Annotated in this window: 8 protein-coding genes and 1 pseudogene; 7 read left to right on the forward strand and 2 right to left on the reverse strand. The window is 49.9% G+C overall.

Features of this window, described 5'->3' with window-relative positions; translation table 11 throughout:
* Window positions 1–9: 9 nt before the first annotated feature.
* From L1N85_RS21260 to L1N85_RS21290, 7 genes and pseudogenes are all read left to right on the forward strand, one after another.
* Window positions 10–1,080, forward strand: coding sequence for a Gfo/Idh/MocA family protein (locus tag L1N85_RS21260; RefSeq protein WP_235241056.1), 1,071 nt, complete (start codon window positions 10–12; stop codon window positions 1,078–1,080).
* A gap of 109 nt (window positions 1,081–1,189) precedes the next feature.
* Window positions 1,190–2,182 (forward strand): LacI family DNA-binding transcriptional regulator, encoded by a 993-nt coding sequence (locus tag L1N85_RS21265; RefSeq protein ID WP_235241057.1) that lies wholly within the window; start codon window positions 1,190–1,192, stop codon window positions 2,180–2,182.
* Between the two features lie 179 nt (window positions 2,183–2,361).
* On the forward strand, window positions 2,362–4,773 hold the full coding sequence (locus L1N85_RS21270; RefSeq protein WP_235241058.1) for a beta-galactosidase: 2,412 nt from the start codon (window positions 2,362–2,364) through the stop codon (window positions 4,771–4,773).
* 140 nt (window positions 4,774–4,913) lie between these two features.
* A complete protein-coding gene (locus L1N85_RS21275) occupies window positions 4,914–6,248 on the forward strand; it encodes a hypothetical protein (protein WP_235241060.1) in 1,335 nt (444 codons plus the stop codon).
* Between the two features lie 299 nt (window positions 6,249–6,547).
* Window positions 6,548–7,592: pseudogene (locus L1N85_RS21280) on the forward strand (RNA-guided endonuclease InsQ/TnpB family protein).
* Window positions 7,593–7,704: 112 nt separating this feature from the next.
* Window positions 7,705–7,863 (forward strand): hypothetical protein, encoded by a 159-nt coding sequence (locus tag L1N85_RS21285; protein WP_235241061.1) that lies wholly within the window; start codon window positions 7,705–7,707, stop codon window positions 7,861–7,863.
* 335 nt (window positions 7,864–8,198) lie between these two features.
* Window positions 8,199–12,437 (forward strand): GH32 C-terminal domain-containing protein, encoded by a 4,239-nt coding sequence (locus tag L1N85_RS21290; RefSeq protein WP_235241062.1) that lies wholly within the window; start codon window positions 8,199–8,201, stop codon window positions 12,435–12,437.
* A gap of 162 nt (window positions 12,438–12,599) precedes the next feature.
* Here L1N85_RS21290 and L1N85_RS21295 read toward each other — a convergent pair whose 3' ends face one another.
* Both L1N85_RS21295 and L1N85_RS21300 read right to left on the reverse strand, forming a co-directional pair.
* On the reverse strand, window positions 12,600–13,463 hold the full coding sequence (locus L1N85_RS21295; protein WP_407946535.1) for a CheR family methyltransferase: 864 nt from the start codon (window positions 13,461–13,463) through the stop codon (window positions 12,600–12,602).
* Window positions 13,460–16,207, reverse strand: coding sequence for a response regulator (locus tag L1N85_RS21300; protein WP_328285257.1), 2,748 nt, complete (start codon window positions 16,205–16,207; stop codon window positions 13,460–13,462). The genes L1N85_RS21295 and L1N85_RS21300 overlap by 4 nt, the downstream gene beginning before the upstream one ends.
* Window positions 16,208–16,398 lie beyond the last annotated feature (191 nt).

Raw genomic sequence — 16,398 nt, forward strand, 5'->3', positions numbered from 1 at the left:
ATTAAAAACATGAATGAGAAAAGGTTGAAATTGGGAATTATAGGTGCAGGAGGCATATTCAAGTACGTTCACGGACCTGCTTGGGAAGCGCATAAAGAAGTGGAGTTTACAGCCGTATGCGATGTGAACCGCGAAAGAGCGGAGGAAGCGGCAAAGCAATTCAATATTCCGCATGTTTATACGGACTATCAGCAATTGCTGAAGCATGAAGAAATCGACATTGTCGATATTTGCACCCCGAATTTGTACCACTCGCCGTACAGCGTTGCGGCTCTTGAAGCGGGTAAGCATGTGCTTTGCGAAAAACCGGATGCCGTCAATGTGGAAGAAGCGGTCAAAATGGCTGCGGCTGCCGAAAAAACGGGCAAGACGCTGATCGTGATGAGAAACAACCGATTCAGCGCAGCTGCGCAATATATGAAGCAGTATATCGAGCAAGGCCACATGGGTGATATTTATACCGGACGCTGCGGCTGGCTTCGCCGTCGCGGTATCCCCGGCAAGGGCGGATGGTTCACGACGAAAGAATTGTCCGGAGGCGGTCCATTGATCGACTTGGGCGTTCATTTCATCGATTTGTCCGTTTGGCTGATGGGTAACCCGCGCCCGGTTTCCGTTGTGGGTGCAACATACACGAAATTTGCAGGGAGCGACATTTCGGACTCGGTGCACAGTCAATTTGGCGAGAAAATGAACGACGGCACATTCGACGTCGAAGATCTGGCAACCGGCTTTATCCGATTTGAAAACGGGGCGACTCTGCAGCTTGAATTCAGCTGGGCATCCAATATCGAAGAGGAAGTCACCTTCTATGAACTGCGCGGAACAAAGGCTGGAGCCACTTTCAAAAATGGGAAACTAAAGCTTATTACGGAAGTGGAAGGAAAGCTGTGGAATGTGGATCCTGAAATCAGCAATCATCACATCGGCGATCACACGGGCAATATTCATCATTTTATCGATGTTGTCCAGGGACGTGAACAGCCGATATTCAGACCGGAGCACGGCGTCGATATGATCAAGATTTTATCCGCTATTTACGAGTCCGCACGGACGGGGCATGAAGTTCGGCTGGGTTAGAAAAAAATCGGGTTGATTTTATTCGTTCCGGAAGAGGAACTACCCCATTCCGGAACGAATATTGAATAGTGTACAAGTATTTGTATCGAGATGAAGCGGGGAGAGAAGAATGGCTACGATAAAAGATGTCGCCAAGATGGCAGGTGTATCGATATCGACGGTTTCGTACGCCTTGAACAACAACACCAAAGTAAGCAATAAAACCAAACAAAAGATAATGGAAGCCGTGCGCCAATTAAACTACCAGAAAAATGGCCTTGCATCCGATTTGAAAAAAAGCAGCACACGCACGATCGCTATCATCGTAACGGATCTGGCCGGTCCTTATTATGCGGAATTGGTTAAAGGCATACAGGAAGTTACACTGTCCAAAGGATATGACTTGCTTGCCTGCAGTTCGGTTGGCGAAGAAACGTCCACTGCGGTTAAATTTTTGACGGAGAAGCGGGTCGACGGCGCTATTGTATTGGCTTACAATATAAGTGAAGACATTATCGAACAATCGGCCAGAAAGGAATTTCCGATCATATTGCTGGACCGGAAAGTGGACAACGAATTCGTCGTCAGCATTGAAATCGATAATGAAGAGGGCTCCTATATGGCCGCGGAATATTTGATCGAGCAGGGCCACCGGGACATCGCCTATATTAGCGGCATGGCCAAGAGCGATCTTAATTTCATGAGAATTCGCGGATATGAAAGAGCATTGCGCACGCATGGTCTGGACAGCAAAAACAGAATGCATCAATTCGGGCATTTTAACCGGGACAACGGTTACAGCATGACCAAAATGCTTATTACGCAGGGGAATTTGCCAAGCGCCATTATGTATGCGAATGATGAAATGGCGATTGGGGGAATTAAAGCGTTTAAAGAGCACGGCATCAAAGTGCCTTCCGATGTCTCCATCATTGGCTTTGACGATATTGAGCTGGCGCAATATGTCCGTCCTTCACTTACGACGATCATGCAGCCCAAATACGAACGCGGAGCATTAGCTGCCCATTTGATATTTCAAATTCTTGAAGGCAAAGAAGTTGATAGTCACTATAAATTTCCAACTAAGTTGGTTTTACGGGATTCCGTTAAAAAAATGAGTTGAATAAATCAGCAGTTGAAAATTGAAGAACCATTACCGGATCGCTTGTTCTTGTCCAGAAAGTTAAGGTGGATAGTATATAGACTAGTCCGGTATTTGTTTGCGGTACAAATCGAAACGTTTCACCTCGTTATTTCATCGCCATACGAACAAATGAAACGGTTAAAGGGGAGGAAACGAAATTGATAGAAATCAAAAATAAACAAATTATAATCGACGGTCAGCCGCAAATCATTATGTGCGGAGAAATTCATTATTACCGCCTGGAGAGAAAAGATTGGCAGGACCGAATCGACAAACTGAAGGAGGCCGGCATGAATGCGGTCGCTTCTTATATACCATGGTTGTGCCACGAACCAGTGGAAGGTGAAGTGGATTTGGAAGGAATAACGCGTCCTGAGCTTGACCTTGGCGGATTTATTGATTTATGTCAGGACAATGGGCTTTATTTTATTGCAAGACCGGGACCGTTCATTATGGCGGAAATGAAAAACGAGGGGCTTCCGCATTGGATCTATAAGAAACATCCTGAGATCGTGCCGGTTACTTGGGACGGGCGTCCCATTCCGACGAAAACGATCGATTATACGGCGCCGGGATTTTTACAGGAGGCGCGAAAGTGGTATGCTGCCGTCATGCCTGTCTTGGCATCGCGTCTCTGCGGCAAAGGCGGCAATATTATCGGCGTACAGCTGGACAATGAAATCGGCATGCTCTCGTGGGTCAGCAATTCACCGGATCTTACGGATCATGTGCTTGCCGATTTTGCGTCATGGCTGATGCGGCAATATGATGCCGAGTCGCTGAAACAGAGGTATCCGGTTAACCCCGATATTCAGACGGAGTGGAAGAAAGCCGTTCAATTTCCTGCGGAGCCATATGCCGCGGAGCTTCGCCACGATTTGGGTTACTATATGCGATACCGCTTCGCCAAATATGTGGCCGAGCTTCGTCATTATTCGGAAGAGTTCGGTGTAACCGATGTTCCGTTTTTGGTGAATATCCATGGTACGGGACACGGAAGAGGTTTAACGTATCCGATTGGCATCAGCCAGCTGTATGAGTCATACACCCAGGCTCCGGGCTACTTGTCCGGCTCCGATATTTATTTCGGGGACCTGGATATGACGAGCTTCCAGGATCTTTATTTGATCAACGGCTTTATGGATGCGGTTCACCTTCCGGATCAGCCGCTCACTTCACTCGAGTTCAATTGCGGAGACGGAAATTTCGGAGAAACGTACGGCGGCCGCTTAGACCCTTCCGCAGTTGATTTCAAAACACGCATGTGTATCGCTCAAGGCAACCGTCTGATCAATTTCTACTTATTCTGCGGCGGATACAACTATCGAATGGATCAGAAGATGGGAGACGGCAATGACCGTGTGGCCTTTACCGGGGAACGCCATGGTTTTGCGGCTCCAGTCAGTCCTGAAGGCGAACTCAACTACACGTATCCGAGAATGGCTCGGGTGAATAAGACCGTCATGGCTGTTGCGGATAAATTGGCCGTTATGGATGAAGAACGCGATGACGTTGCTTACGCTTTCATTCCTGACTACTACATGACGGAATACAAGTATCCGAAAAGCGAACGAATGAAGGAAATTGTCCAAAATATCGAAGCGAACCGCGGTTCCGGCGCATGGGAAATTATGGCCCGCGCAATGCTGCTCGCCGGATACCGGTTCGGTTCCGTCGATGTGCAGAACAAGGCAGTCGATCCGAAGCAGACGCCTGTCATTGCCCTCCCTTCGGCGAGGTATATGCATGAGCATATCCAGCGGAAATTGGCCGATTTTATGGAAGCCGGAGGAAGCATTCTCTTATACGGGGAAGTTCCGCTCTATGACATGGAAGGAAAAGACTGCACGATCCTGGCAGACGCATTCGGTGTCAAGCTGACAGGCAGCAAAAGAGGTGGAGAGCACTATTACCTTTCTTTATGCGCGGACGGCTTTGCTGCGCCTCGTCCGGAAGTGCGGTCTCATTTTGCGCAAGTGTTCGATCACGGAAATACGGAAGCGATCATGCGCGTATACGACACGAATGAAGTGTGCGCTTTCGAGGCAAAGGTAGGCAGGGGAAAAGCGATTGTGTTTGCGGCGGCTTACCGCTGCGATATCCCGCTGTTTCGAACCGCATTGGAAAGATTGGGAGCTAAAGCTTCGCTTTACCACGATTGTCCGAACCATGGCGTGTTCATGACATCGACTGCGACCAAAGAAGGCGAACGCTTACTCCATTTGCTTAATTTGGATGGCTTCGATAAAAAAATGCATCTATATGATCAAGGAACGAAGCTATTCGAAGGCCACAAATTCGAACTTTCAAGCAAAGACGGCGTAATGCTGCCTTTGAACGTTACCTTTCATGGTGTGAAGGTCGTTTATGCGACGGCTGAGATTACGAAAGTGACGAACCAATCATTGGAGTTTCGATTAACACAAAGTGAAGATATCATTGCGCTTGAAACGGAAAAAACAATTTTGCCAAGCGAAGATTATACGATAGAGAATAACGGCGGGATAACGCGGATCATTTCAAAGAAGCATGCCAAGCTGGACAACCGTTTGGAAATTTGTTTCGTATAATGAGAGAGAGGAAGATCTATCCATGCGCACTTCGGAATACAGGTCGGGAAGCGGCGGCAGACCGGCTTGAAAGCCGGTACCGTTAAGCAAGAGGATTTTCGAAGTGCAGAACTCATGTGAGTAATTAAAGGAGCAATTATATGAATAATTTAACTGATTTTTATTCTAAACTGCCGGAGAATGTGAAAGCTTTTTTTGACCGTCAATATCGTGATTCCTATCATTTGATGGATGCATCCCGCCACCCTAGAACGGGTTTATATGCCGATGCCTATATGACATTGGGTGAAAATCCGGATTATAGATGCTCCATTGCAGCTACAGGCGTCGGTCTGATCAGTCTTTGTGTTGCCGATCTGGAAGGTTGGGACGAGAAAGCGGCGGAGAAGGCACGGGTTACATTGCAAGCGGTAAGGGGAGAGATTGAAGGGTGTCGGCCTGCACGTGATACGTTCACCGGGTTTTTCTATCACTTTGTTAATATGGAAACGGGCCGGAACCTCAAATCAGAAGTATCGACAATCGATACTTCATTGTTGGTTGCCGGGGCTCTCTTTGCCGGACAACACTTTAAGGAGAGCGCTCCCGATCTTGCTGTTATGGCGTATGAGCTGCTGCAATCGATCGATTGGCGCGTAGTCGTTGCGGATAAGAATAGCGGCGTCATCAACATGGTTGTCAAGGATGGACTAGGCACCGCTCCTTTGCCTGCTTATAACGAATATGTGCTGGTCTCTTATCTTGCTTTGCTCGGGCAGCCGGAAAATCAGGATATTCGGGATCTATGGTTCAATAACTTTTCCGAAGAGCGGATGAAAGAATTACCGCAGGCACTATATCGTGATATTCCGGTACTTACCGATACGACGACAAAGCATAAAGCATTCTTGTCCTCCTTCGTCCATCAATTCCCATATTATCTCGTTCCGGAATATGCGGTTAGCCCGGTTTACCGCGAGTTCTTCTCCAACGCCTGCTTAGCCGACCGGATGAAGTGGAAAGAGCTGAGCGATGTGCCGTCCTATGTGTGGGGTTACGGAGCCGGTCCGAATGACGGACTGCATGGCGGATACCACGCGGACAAGATTGACAATTCACCAGGCAATGTCGCTTCGGCCTATATTGTTGCTGGTTTCCTGCCGGTGTACCCTGCAGGAATATATGACCTTTATGCCATGTATCGGATGCATATTCCTTATGACGAATACTCCAATCCGACAGACAAAGAGGATGAGAGCAAATTCAGGGCCGCCTACAAATATGGATTGCACAGATATTCCTGGTGGCATCTTGAACAGCTTGAACGCCGGTATCCGACGAAGATAACGCTGATTGACTGGAGCTCCATGTTGTACGGACTGGCCGCTTTCAAGCGGGGAATGTCTTTCTTTACAGATCGTCTTGCCCGGCAAGAGGATCTGCAAGTCATCGGCTCATTAACTGACACAAACAATGATAATCCGCAGACTGCTTAAAGGTAATATACGTGGTTTGGCCCCTCATGTAAGCCATATCGGCGTTCATGACCATGGATTCAATAATATTTCTACCTACGGAAATTTAAGGCGGCTGAACTGGAAGGGAGGATTCCCCATAATGAATGGGAGCTGCATTTCTATCATTTATCGCCGAGAGGACTCCCACTTCTGCAAGTGGTGAGGTGAATCGGCGACTTTCTGCATACGCCCACAAGAAATTCTTTTCTTTCTCGTTTTTTGCGGTATAATTAAAAGGAACAAATGTTCCCATATTGTAGTTGGAAGGAGGTGAAGTCATGACAGATTCAAAGTCCATGTACAGGACTTATCAAGTGTGGATCAAACCAGGCCATCGGCTGTTTGCGTATCTGGACCAAGCGTGTCAAAACGCCAAAAACCTGTATAACACGACCAACTTTTACATTCGACAGGTGTTTACTTCCTTTGGGCAAGAAGAGCCATTGCAGCCGTTGCAACAACAAGTGATGAGTACACTGAAGGAGCATATCGATGCGATGAACGAACGGCTGAGCGAGAAGAATCGTTCCCATCCCTTCAAGCTGCCGGTATGTCGTCGAAATGGTCTTCTCATATCCAATAGAAAAGAAGGAAGCAGCGAAAGAAAACGCGCTTGCGATTGATCTTGGCATTGAAAATCTTGCAACCATCGTTACGACTACCGGTTCGAAACCGATGCTCGTGAAGGGCAAGATGATCAAAGCGATGAATCAATATTACAACAAGATGAAAGCTCATGATATCGGCATTCTTCGTCAGGGCAAGAAACCGTGTGAAGGAACCCATACGTCCAGCCGATTGGAACGCTTGCATCTGAAGCGCCATCACCGGATCAAAGACTTGTTCCACAAAGTAAGCCGTCATATCGTTAAAATGGCCGTGGAGCAACAGATCGGCACAATCGTTATCGGGTATAACGATGGATGGAAGCAAGCGTCCGCGATCGGACGGCGAAACAATCAGCCTTTCTGTCACATCCCGCATCAGATGCTCATATCGATGATCCAGTATAAAGCGGCTGAACAGGGAATAGCCGTTAGGTTGACCGAAGAAGCGTACACCTCGAAAGCCAGCTTCCTCGATCAAGACCCATTGCCGCATTATGATGAAGAGAGGATATGGATCTTCTCTGGCAAGCGAATGTATCGAGGGCTGTATAAGAGTGCGAAAGGCCTGATTCATGCTGATGTGAACGGCGCAGCGAATATTATGCGTAAAGTATTCCCAAACGTATCCGCACTAGGAACGGATGGGATAGAGGGGTTGGATGGTAACCAGACCATCAATGTGTCAACTCCACTGATGTTAAGCATCCTGAAGTAAGTAAGGATGATACATCAGAAACCCCCACTTCAGCCGTAGCGACAGCATCGGTAAGTGGCGGGAGTATTCATTTGGTACAGCATACTTAGCGGAATCGGAAGGCCATCAGGGTTTGTTGCTGCATTCCGTTTATCATCGCTCTAACGGATGGGACTATGTACCGGCGGGCGCCGCGGTGCCGCTCGGCGAATCCTCAATGTGGGGAGATTACCATGCGATGGAGCTGGCGCTTTATTTGAAAAAATGGTATGTAGCGGACTCATCCAATTGAAGTTAGGAAGGTATGTTACTTTTAATTGGACACTGAATAAGGCTGCCCTGTTAACATGACGGGCAGCCTTTTGGTTATTCCTCTTTAAACGCAATCGTAGAATACCGTTTGGGACTGATTGTAAAAAAGTAAAAGTGCGAAACCGAAAAAAGTGAAAGTATTGGCCCGCAAAATGCCTTTAAAATATGAAAAGAGTACGCTCGTTCGAGAATTGGCACCGGTCGGCGTCAACTCTGCTCATCCAGAAAGGAGGATAAGTTCGCGGAAAAGCGCTTGTACGCTATCCAAATTGTATACGCTTACAATTTTATTCACACGATGGGAGAAGGCTAATCATGAAACGAAATTACTTATTCAAATTAGGTGCGCTTCTGGCCGCGGTTATCATCAGCTCGATGCTTCTCGCGCTACATTCAGCTGCGGTTGCCGAGTTCCGCTCGAACGTGTCCGGCTACCAGCCGATAACGGGCACTTGGTCCGAGCAGATAGGCGAGGGACTTAAAGGAGTCAGCGCCGCCAATGCCAATGCGCTCAGTATGACAAATGCGGCGAGCGAAACGAATTTTACGCTCGAAGCGGATGTGAAGGTAGACGCTTCCTCCCCTTACGGCGTCGGCTCGCTCGTCTTTCGGGCGGCTGAAGACGGCAGCAAAGGCTACGCGCTGAGCGTGGATCCGAATTTGGATCGGATTCGTCTGTTCGATCTGGCGACCGGCTCTAACGTTGGGACTCCTTACAGCACATTGCTGAATACGGGAGCTTCCTACCATCTGAAGGTTACAGCGGACGGACCTGCGCTCAAGGTATATTTGGGCGGCACGCTTGCGATTTCCGTCAGCGATACCAAGTACGCCAAAGGCAACTACGGCTACAACGTTTATAACGGAACGGCGTATTTCCAAAATGTAACCGCTTACGATGTTTATACGAATTTAACCGGCTGGACAGCTTCCTCCGGCACGTGGACTTCGAGTTCGCTAGGCCTGCGGGCTTCGGCGGCAAGCGGACAGAACGGCTGCTTCATGGCCGGCACAAGCGCGGACAGCTTCACATATGAGTCCGACGTGCTCATTGAAAGCAGCCATGCCGTCGCAACGCTGTTGTTCCGCTCCAATGCGGCCGGCACACAGGCCTATGGGCTGCAGGTTGACGCGAATTTGGACCGGCTTCGCTTGTTTAAGACGAGCGGCGATGTGACCTTGGCAACTCAAACCGTCACGGTCGATACCGGGAAGGTGTACCAGCTTCGGATTAAAGCAGAGGGCAGCGCTATCAAGGTGTACCTTCAGCAAGCAGGCTCGCCAGTCTCGACCGGCTACACGCCGGCCATCGCGGTTACGGACGCCAGCTACGCTTCCGGCAATTTGGGTCTTGCCATCTACAACGGCAGCGCCGTGTTCCAAAATATCCGGATCAGCGATCTGAATACGAACCTATACGGCTGGACTGACACGGGCGGAACCTGGAGGCCGAACCTTGGTGGAGTCAAAGCCGTCAGCGCCGGTACGGTCAATACGTTCCGCATGGCGGAGAACTCAGCATCCAATTTCGTGCTTGAGGGCGATCTGAAGGTGGATGCATCCACCCCGCTCGGAAACGCGGCGCTCATCTTCCGGGGGAATGCGCAGGGCAGCTCTGGTTACGTGGTGAACATCGACCCGAACCTGAACCAGGTGCGCCTGTTCAACGCAAGCGGAGGAGGCGCCATAGCGTCGGCAAACCGTTCGATCGTTCCGGGCAAAACGTATCATCTGGAGGTTGAGGCTGTCGGCTCCAGCATCAAGATCTACCTCGACGGCTATGCCGCTCCGGTCATCGCGGTGACGGATACCAGTTATGCAAGCGGCAAAATAGGTTTGAACGCCTACAATGGAACGGCTTTTTTCCAGAATGTGTACCTCACGGAATCGAACGAATGGTACAGCGAGCCTTACCGTCCGCAATACCATTTCACTTCGCCGCGAAGCGCGGTAGCAGACCCGAACGGGCTTGTCTATTATGAAGGGGAATACCATTTGTTCCATCAAGAAGGCGGCAAGTGGGCGCATGCAGTCAGCACGGATCTGAAACACTGGAAAAACCTGCCGATCGCGCTTCCATGGAATGACATGGGACATGCATGGTCCGGCGCGGCGATTGTCGATGTGAATGACGTAACCAGATTGTTCAACGGCGGGTCGGGACTGCTCGCCTACTACACCTCTTTCAATCCGGACAAGACGAAAGGAAATCAGAAAATCGGTCTCGCTTACAGCACGGACAAGGGACGTACTTGGTCGTTCTACGGCAGCGGCGCCATTATCGAAAATCCGGGCGGCGTAAACGGAAGTTGGGATTTCCGCGACCCGAAAGTGGTGTGGGACAGCGACCATTCCAAGTGGGTCATGGTCGTCTCCGGCGGCGATCATATCCGATTCTATACGTCGACGAACCTGATCGACTGGACGTATGCAAGCTCCTTCGGCTACGGCAATTACCTGCACGGCGGAATTTGGGAATGCCCTGATCTGTTCCAGCTTCCGGTAGACGGCAATCCGGCTAACAAGAAGTGGGTGCTGACGATCAGCACCGGAGCGGTCCGGCAGACGGACGGCTCGGCTTCGGAATATTTTGTCGGCAGCTTCGACGGAACGACGTTCACAAGCGACAATGCCGCGACAACGGTGCTTCGCAGCGAGCGGGGCAAGGATATGTACGCTGCAATCTCCTTCGCGGACATTCCCGCTGCGGACGGACGCCGCATCCATCTCGGGTGGATGACGAACTGGGACTATCCGTTCAGCTACCCGACCCGTCCGTGGAAAGGACAAATGTCCATTCCGCGCGCCCTTACGCTGAAGAACTATGCAGGCGAAGGTGTCCGGCTCGTGCAAACGCCGGTGTCCGAGCTGCAGGCGCTGCGCGGAACAGCCTCGTCCTTCAGCAATGTGACCGTCACGCCTTCGACGACGAATTTACTGGCGAATTTCTCGGGCAGCGCCTATGAAATCGTCGGCGAATTCGAAATTCCGGCGACAGACGTCTCAGCGGAATTCGGCTTCCGGCTTCGCGAGCTGGGGGACCAGAAGACGTATGTCGGCTACAAGCCTGGATTGAGTCAGATGTTCGTCAACCGGACCGATGCCGGGAAGGATGATTTCACCACCTATTTCTCCGGCTGGCAAGATGCGACGGTTGCACCGGTGAACAACCGGATCAAGCTGCATATTTTCGTCGACCAGTCCTCGATCGAGGTGTTCGGGAACGACGGCAAGGTCGTATTCTCCAATGTGATTTTGCCGGGCGATGCAAGAGACGGCCTCACCTTCTACACGAACGGCGGCAATGTGAAGGTCGTCTCGCTTCAAGTGTATCCGCTTGCAAACACGTGGCGGAGCGAGCCAACCTCCGGCACGACTCCACAGAAGGTTGTTATAGACAGCGCGCGCATGGATGTGGCTCCGGGGGCGATTAAGCAGCTGTTCGTCGCCGTTCTGCCGCAAAGCGCAACCAATAAAAACGTCACATGGAGCTCCAGCAACACGGCAATTGCGACCGTGACGTCAGTGGATTCCCGAAGCGCGAACGTAACGGGGGTTGCGCGCGGTCGGGCTGTCATTACAGCTACGACGCAGACCGGAGGGATAATCGCCCAAACCGTCGTAGAGGTCGGGGGCGCGTTCAATACGAACCTGTCCGGCTTCATCCAGCCGGCGACGGGACGCTGGTACGCCTCTGCGGACGGCATTGCGGGCACTTTTGATCAAGATACGAACTACATCTCTACGGTTTCGGCAGACAACTTCACGTATGAAGCGGATATTCGTATTGACGCCTCGGGCGGAGCCGGCTCCCTGCTCTTCCGTTCAAACTCGGACGGTTCAAGCGGGTATTACCTCAACGTGGATCCGAATTTCCGTATGATCCGGTTGTTCTACAAGCTGAACGGAAGCTTTAGCCCTAGCCAGGTGCTGGCCAGCGCTCCGGCCTTTATTCAGCCGGGCAGAACCTACCATGTCAAGATCGTCGCCAGCGGAACGAATATTAAGGTCTACTTTGATCATACAGCGTCGCCGGCCATCGATGTGAACGACAACGCTTTCTCCAGCGGTTATTTCGGACTTAACGCCTTCGGAGGGGTCGCCTATTATCAAAATGTATACTGGTGGTCGGAAGTAACGAGCGGCTCAATCTACCGGCTGATCAACACAGGCAGCGGCAAGGCGCTTGACGCGGCCGGCACCGCAGACGGCTCCAATGTTCAAATATGGTCCTGGCTCGGCAACAACAACCAAAAATGGACGTTAACGTCAAATACAGACAGAACCTTCACGCTCGCCTCGGCAGCCAGCGGCAAAGCGCTTGACGCGGCCGGTTCCGGAGACGGCGCCAACGTTCAAGTGTGGCAAAACCTGGGCAACGCCAATCAAAAGTGGATCATCACGCCGAATAACGACGGCACATTCGAGCTGAAGGCAGCGGATAGCGGCAAAGCGCTGGATGTCGCAGGCGGAGGGACCGCCGACGGCACGAACGTGCAGATCTACTCGAGCAACGGATCGTCCGCACAGAAGTGGCAGTTGATAAAGTCATAATTTGACGGCATGTGCGGAAGGAACGAAAATTATTTATAATCTGCTCTGCAGCTAGATGGACAGAAGCACATTCTACTTGAAGCGCATCCATAAAAGAGCTAGTTAAACAAACAACCTCCCGCTGACGGGAGGTTGTTTGTTGTCGGTCGTTTTCCATATCGGTCACTCACTTTTACGAAATATACGCTCCGCGGCGTTAAAATCCTCGTACTGCGGCTTGTGCGCGGAGATGAGCGACTCCATGCTGCCGAGACAGAGAAAGCCGGACGCGGATAAGCTGTCAATAAACAAATCATGCACCCGATTTTGCAGATCGGCGTCAAAATAGATGAGCACGTTGCGGCATAAAATGATGTGAAATTCGTTAAAAGAGCGATCCGTCGCCAAATTATGCTGTGCGAACATCATGTTTTCTTTTAGATAGGGGTGAAAATAAGCATGCTCATGATCCGTCGTGTAGTAGGAAGAGAACTCCTTGGTGCCGCCTGCCTGAAGGTAGTTTTTGGTGAAGGACTGCATCCGCTTTAACGGGAATTTTCCTTGCTTGGCAAAAGCGATCAAATTTTCGTTCATATCCGTCGCATAGATCCTGGCTTTGCCCAGCAGTCCTTCCTCCAGCAGCAGGATAGCCATCGAATAAACCTCTTCCCCCGTGGCGCAGCCCGCATGCCAAATCCGAATCTCCGGAAGCTCTTTAAGGAAGGGAACGACATCCCGCCGAAAGGCCAGGAAGAAGCCCGGATCACGATACATTTCCGTTACTTTGATCGAGAAATCATTTAATAATTTATCGATAAACTTTGGCTCATGAAGGACCTTCTCAAGGAGAGCCGTTATCGTCGAGAGGCCCTCCACATTCATGCGATGCGAAATTCTTCTACTTAGCGACGAGCGCAAATAATGACGAAAATCAAAACCGTGAGTGCGATGAATGCCCTCTAGAAGCAAATCGATTTCGATTTGCTTCAGGCTGTCCTGCCTTGCGTCGTCTAAGTCAGCTTCTTCCTCTTCCCAATACGTACTCAATGGCCCACCTGCTTTGTCAGCCATACCCGCATCAAAGAGAATAGCTGTTCCATATTTAATGGCTTGCTAATATAATCGGAGGCGCCGGCCTCTAAGCATTTATCGCGGTCGTTCTTCATGGCTTTGGAGGTAAGCGCAATGATCGGCGTTTCCAGCATGGCCGTATCCTGACGAATCGCTCTCATCGCTTCAAAGCCATCCATAACGGGCATCATAATATCCATGAGCACGAGGTCAAAGCCGGTCTGCTGCTGCAGAATATCCAAGCAATGCTTTCCATTATTCGCGACCGTAACGATAAATTGTTTGCTTTCGAGCGCTTTGACGAGCGCGAATACGTTGCGGGAGTCATCCTCGACAAGAAGCACTCTCTTGCCCTTAAACAGGGATACTTCAAATTCGTTAGCCTGACTTATAGTCGGTTCCATCCAATCAGGAGCAGGAACGATGTCCTGCGCGGCTGCGGCTGCTTCATGGTGCTCCACCGCAAGCTGCTCCTTCTCCATATTCGGTCTGCTTGGGACGTAGAGCGTAAACGTGCTTCCTTGCTGAACCTCGCTCTTCAGGACGATGCGTCCGCCTAATAGTCTCGTAAACTCATTGCATATTGACAATCCAAGTCCCGTACCGCCATATTGCCGGGTCGTTTCACCGTCGACCTGCTGGAAGGCTTCAAAGATGAGCTGCTGCTTATTCTTCGGAATGCCGATTCCCGTATCTGTTACGGAAATAGCCAATACCGTATCATTCAAACAGGATGGAACATATTTCTTTATGCTCTCCGTGTCAGCGTTTTGTATGCAAAGCGTTACTGAGCCCGTCTCCGTAAACTTGAACGCATTGGACAACAGATTTTTCATAACTTGCTGCAGCCGCTGACCGTCCGTATAGAGCACGGCTGGAACATCGTCAGCTACGCTGATTTGGAAGGAGAGTCCTTTCTTTTCCGCAATAGGGCTGAAGCCGAGCTTCATATGCTCCGGAATTTCGGAGACATTAACTTCATCCATCGTCAAAATAACTTTGCCTGCTTCGATTTTTGACAAATCCAAAATATCGTCAATGAGCGCCAGCAAATCATTGCCGGAGCTGTGAATGACCGCTGCATAACCCTCTTCCTCCGGGGTGAGCGTTTGGTTTTCATTTTCGGAGAGGATTTGCGATAAAATCAAAATGCAGTTTAACGGCGTCCGCAGCTCATGCGACATGTTAGCCAAAAAATTGGACTTGTATTGCGAGCTTTGCTTCAACTGCTCGGAATAGCTTTCGAGCTCTGCCTTCGCTTTCTCCAGCTCTTTCGTTTTTTGCTCGGCGAACAGGTTCTGCTCCTCCAGATGCTCGGTCGTCATGCGCATCTCTTCCTGCTGCATCTGCAGTTCCTCAGACTGGGCCTGCAGCTCCTCGGTTTGCGCTTGAAGCTCCTCGGTTAATACCTGCGATTCGCTTAGAAGCCGCTCAACCTCCATGCGGCCGGCGACATTGTTGACAGCAACGCCGAAGTGGTTTTCGATCAGCTCCAGCAGCTTCAAATGCTGGGACGTGAAGGATTCTGCGGATGCGAACTCCACCACAGCAACTGCCTTGCCTTCAAATTCGATAGGAACGACCAAGATGCTTTGCGGCGTTACCTGCGCAAGTCCAGATTTAATGATAATCGGATGATCGGGCGCCGTGTTAAGCAGAAACGTTCGATTCTCTACTGCGGCCTGGCCGACCAGCCCTTCGCCGAGACGGAAGCTGGCAATGCCTTCTTCTTCGCCGGAAGCGGCATAGGAGCCAATCTTGACGATCCTCTGCTGCTCTCCGGCACCCTGACGAATATAAAAAACTCCGTAAATAGCGTTCAATATAGGAGCGAGCTTGGAAAGAAAGGATTCCGCCAGCGTCTTCATATCGTTAATTCCTTGATTCATGGTGGCCACCTCGGCTACCTTGGTTTGAATCCAGTTTTGGTTGTTCACGTTATCAAGGAGCGCATTCGTTGCATCGGCCAGCTCTTTAATTTCATCACGTGCGGTTACATTTATTCGAGTAGACAAATCTCCGCCGGGGGATGCGATGTCCGTGATGGACTTTACTACCTGTTTTATCGTCTTCACAATAGTGCCGGATACAAAGGATACGATCATAAAGGCTGCGACCGATACTAGGAGCAGCATCGTGTATAAGCCGATAATCAGATTGTTGTTTCTATTTTCGAGCTGCATTAAATGGTTTTGGGTTGATTCGATCTCTGTCTGGCGAATATTCTCGAATTGGATGCGCAGCAGATCTATATCTTGTTTTGCTTTGTCTTCATAAAAAAAATCAATAATTTCCTGCGTATTGTTATCTTTTCTTAATGCAATGGTAGGCTCGCCTGCCGTAGCGATCCAATTTTCGATGATCAGCTTGATTTCCTCTAGAATCTTCTTTGCAGCCGGGTTATCGGAAAGGTATGGATACAGGATATTGTAATTAGCTTCCCATTCTTTTTTTCCTTTTATATAAGGATCCAAGTAAGCCTCGTCTCCCGTAATAATAAATCCGCGCTGGCTTGTTTCCATGCTTATGGCATTATAGCGAATGGTCGTAATCAGGTTTTGAATTTCGATATCGCGGCTTGCTATCGTTTCGATTTCATTCTGCAGGGAAGATATTCTTTCGCTGACAACGATAGTAGCTGCTCCTAAGCAACATATGACAAGAAAATAGCCGATTAAAATTTTTGTCCGAATCGTTAATCTAACATTTTGCAGCATCATAGGCTCCTTTATTAATAGTAGTTTAGTAGTAATGAATACTCCCACCACTTACCGATGCAGACGCTTCGGCTGAAGTGGGGGTTTCTGATGTATCATCCTTACTTATTTCAGGATGCTTAACACCAGTGGAGTTGACACATTGATGGTCTGGTTACCACCCAACCCCTCTATCCCATCGGTTCCTTTGGCGG

This window comes from Paenibacillus alkaliterrae, assembly GCF_021532375.1.
GTDB lineage: Bacteria > Bacillota > Bacilli > Paenibacillales > Paenibacillaceae > Pristimantibacillus > Pristimantibacillus alkaliterrae.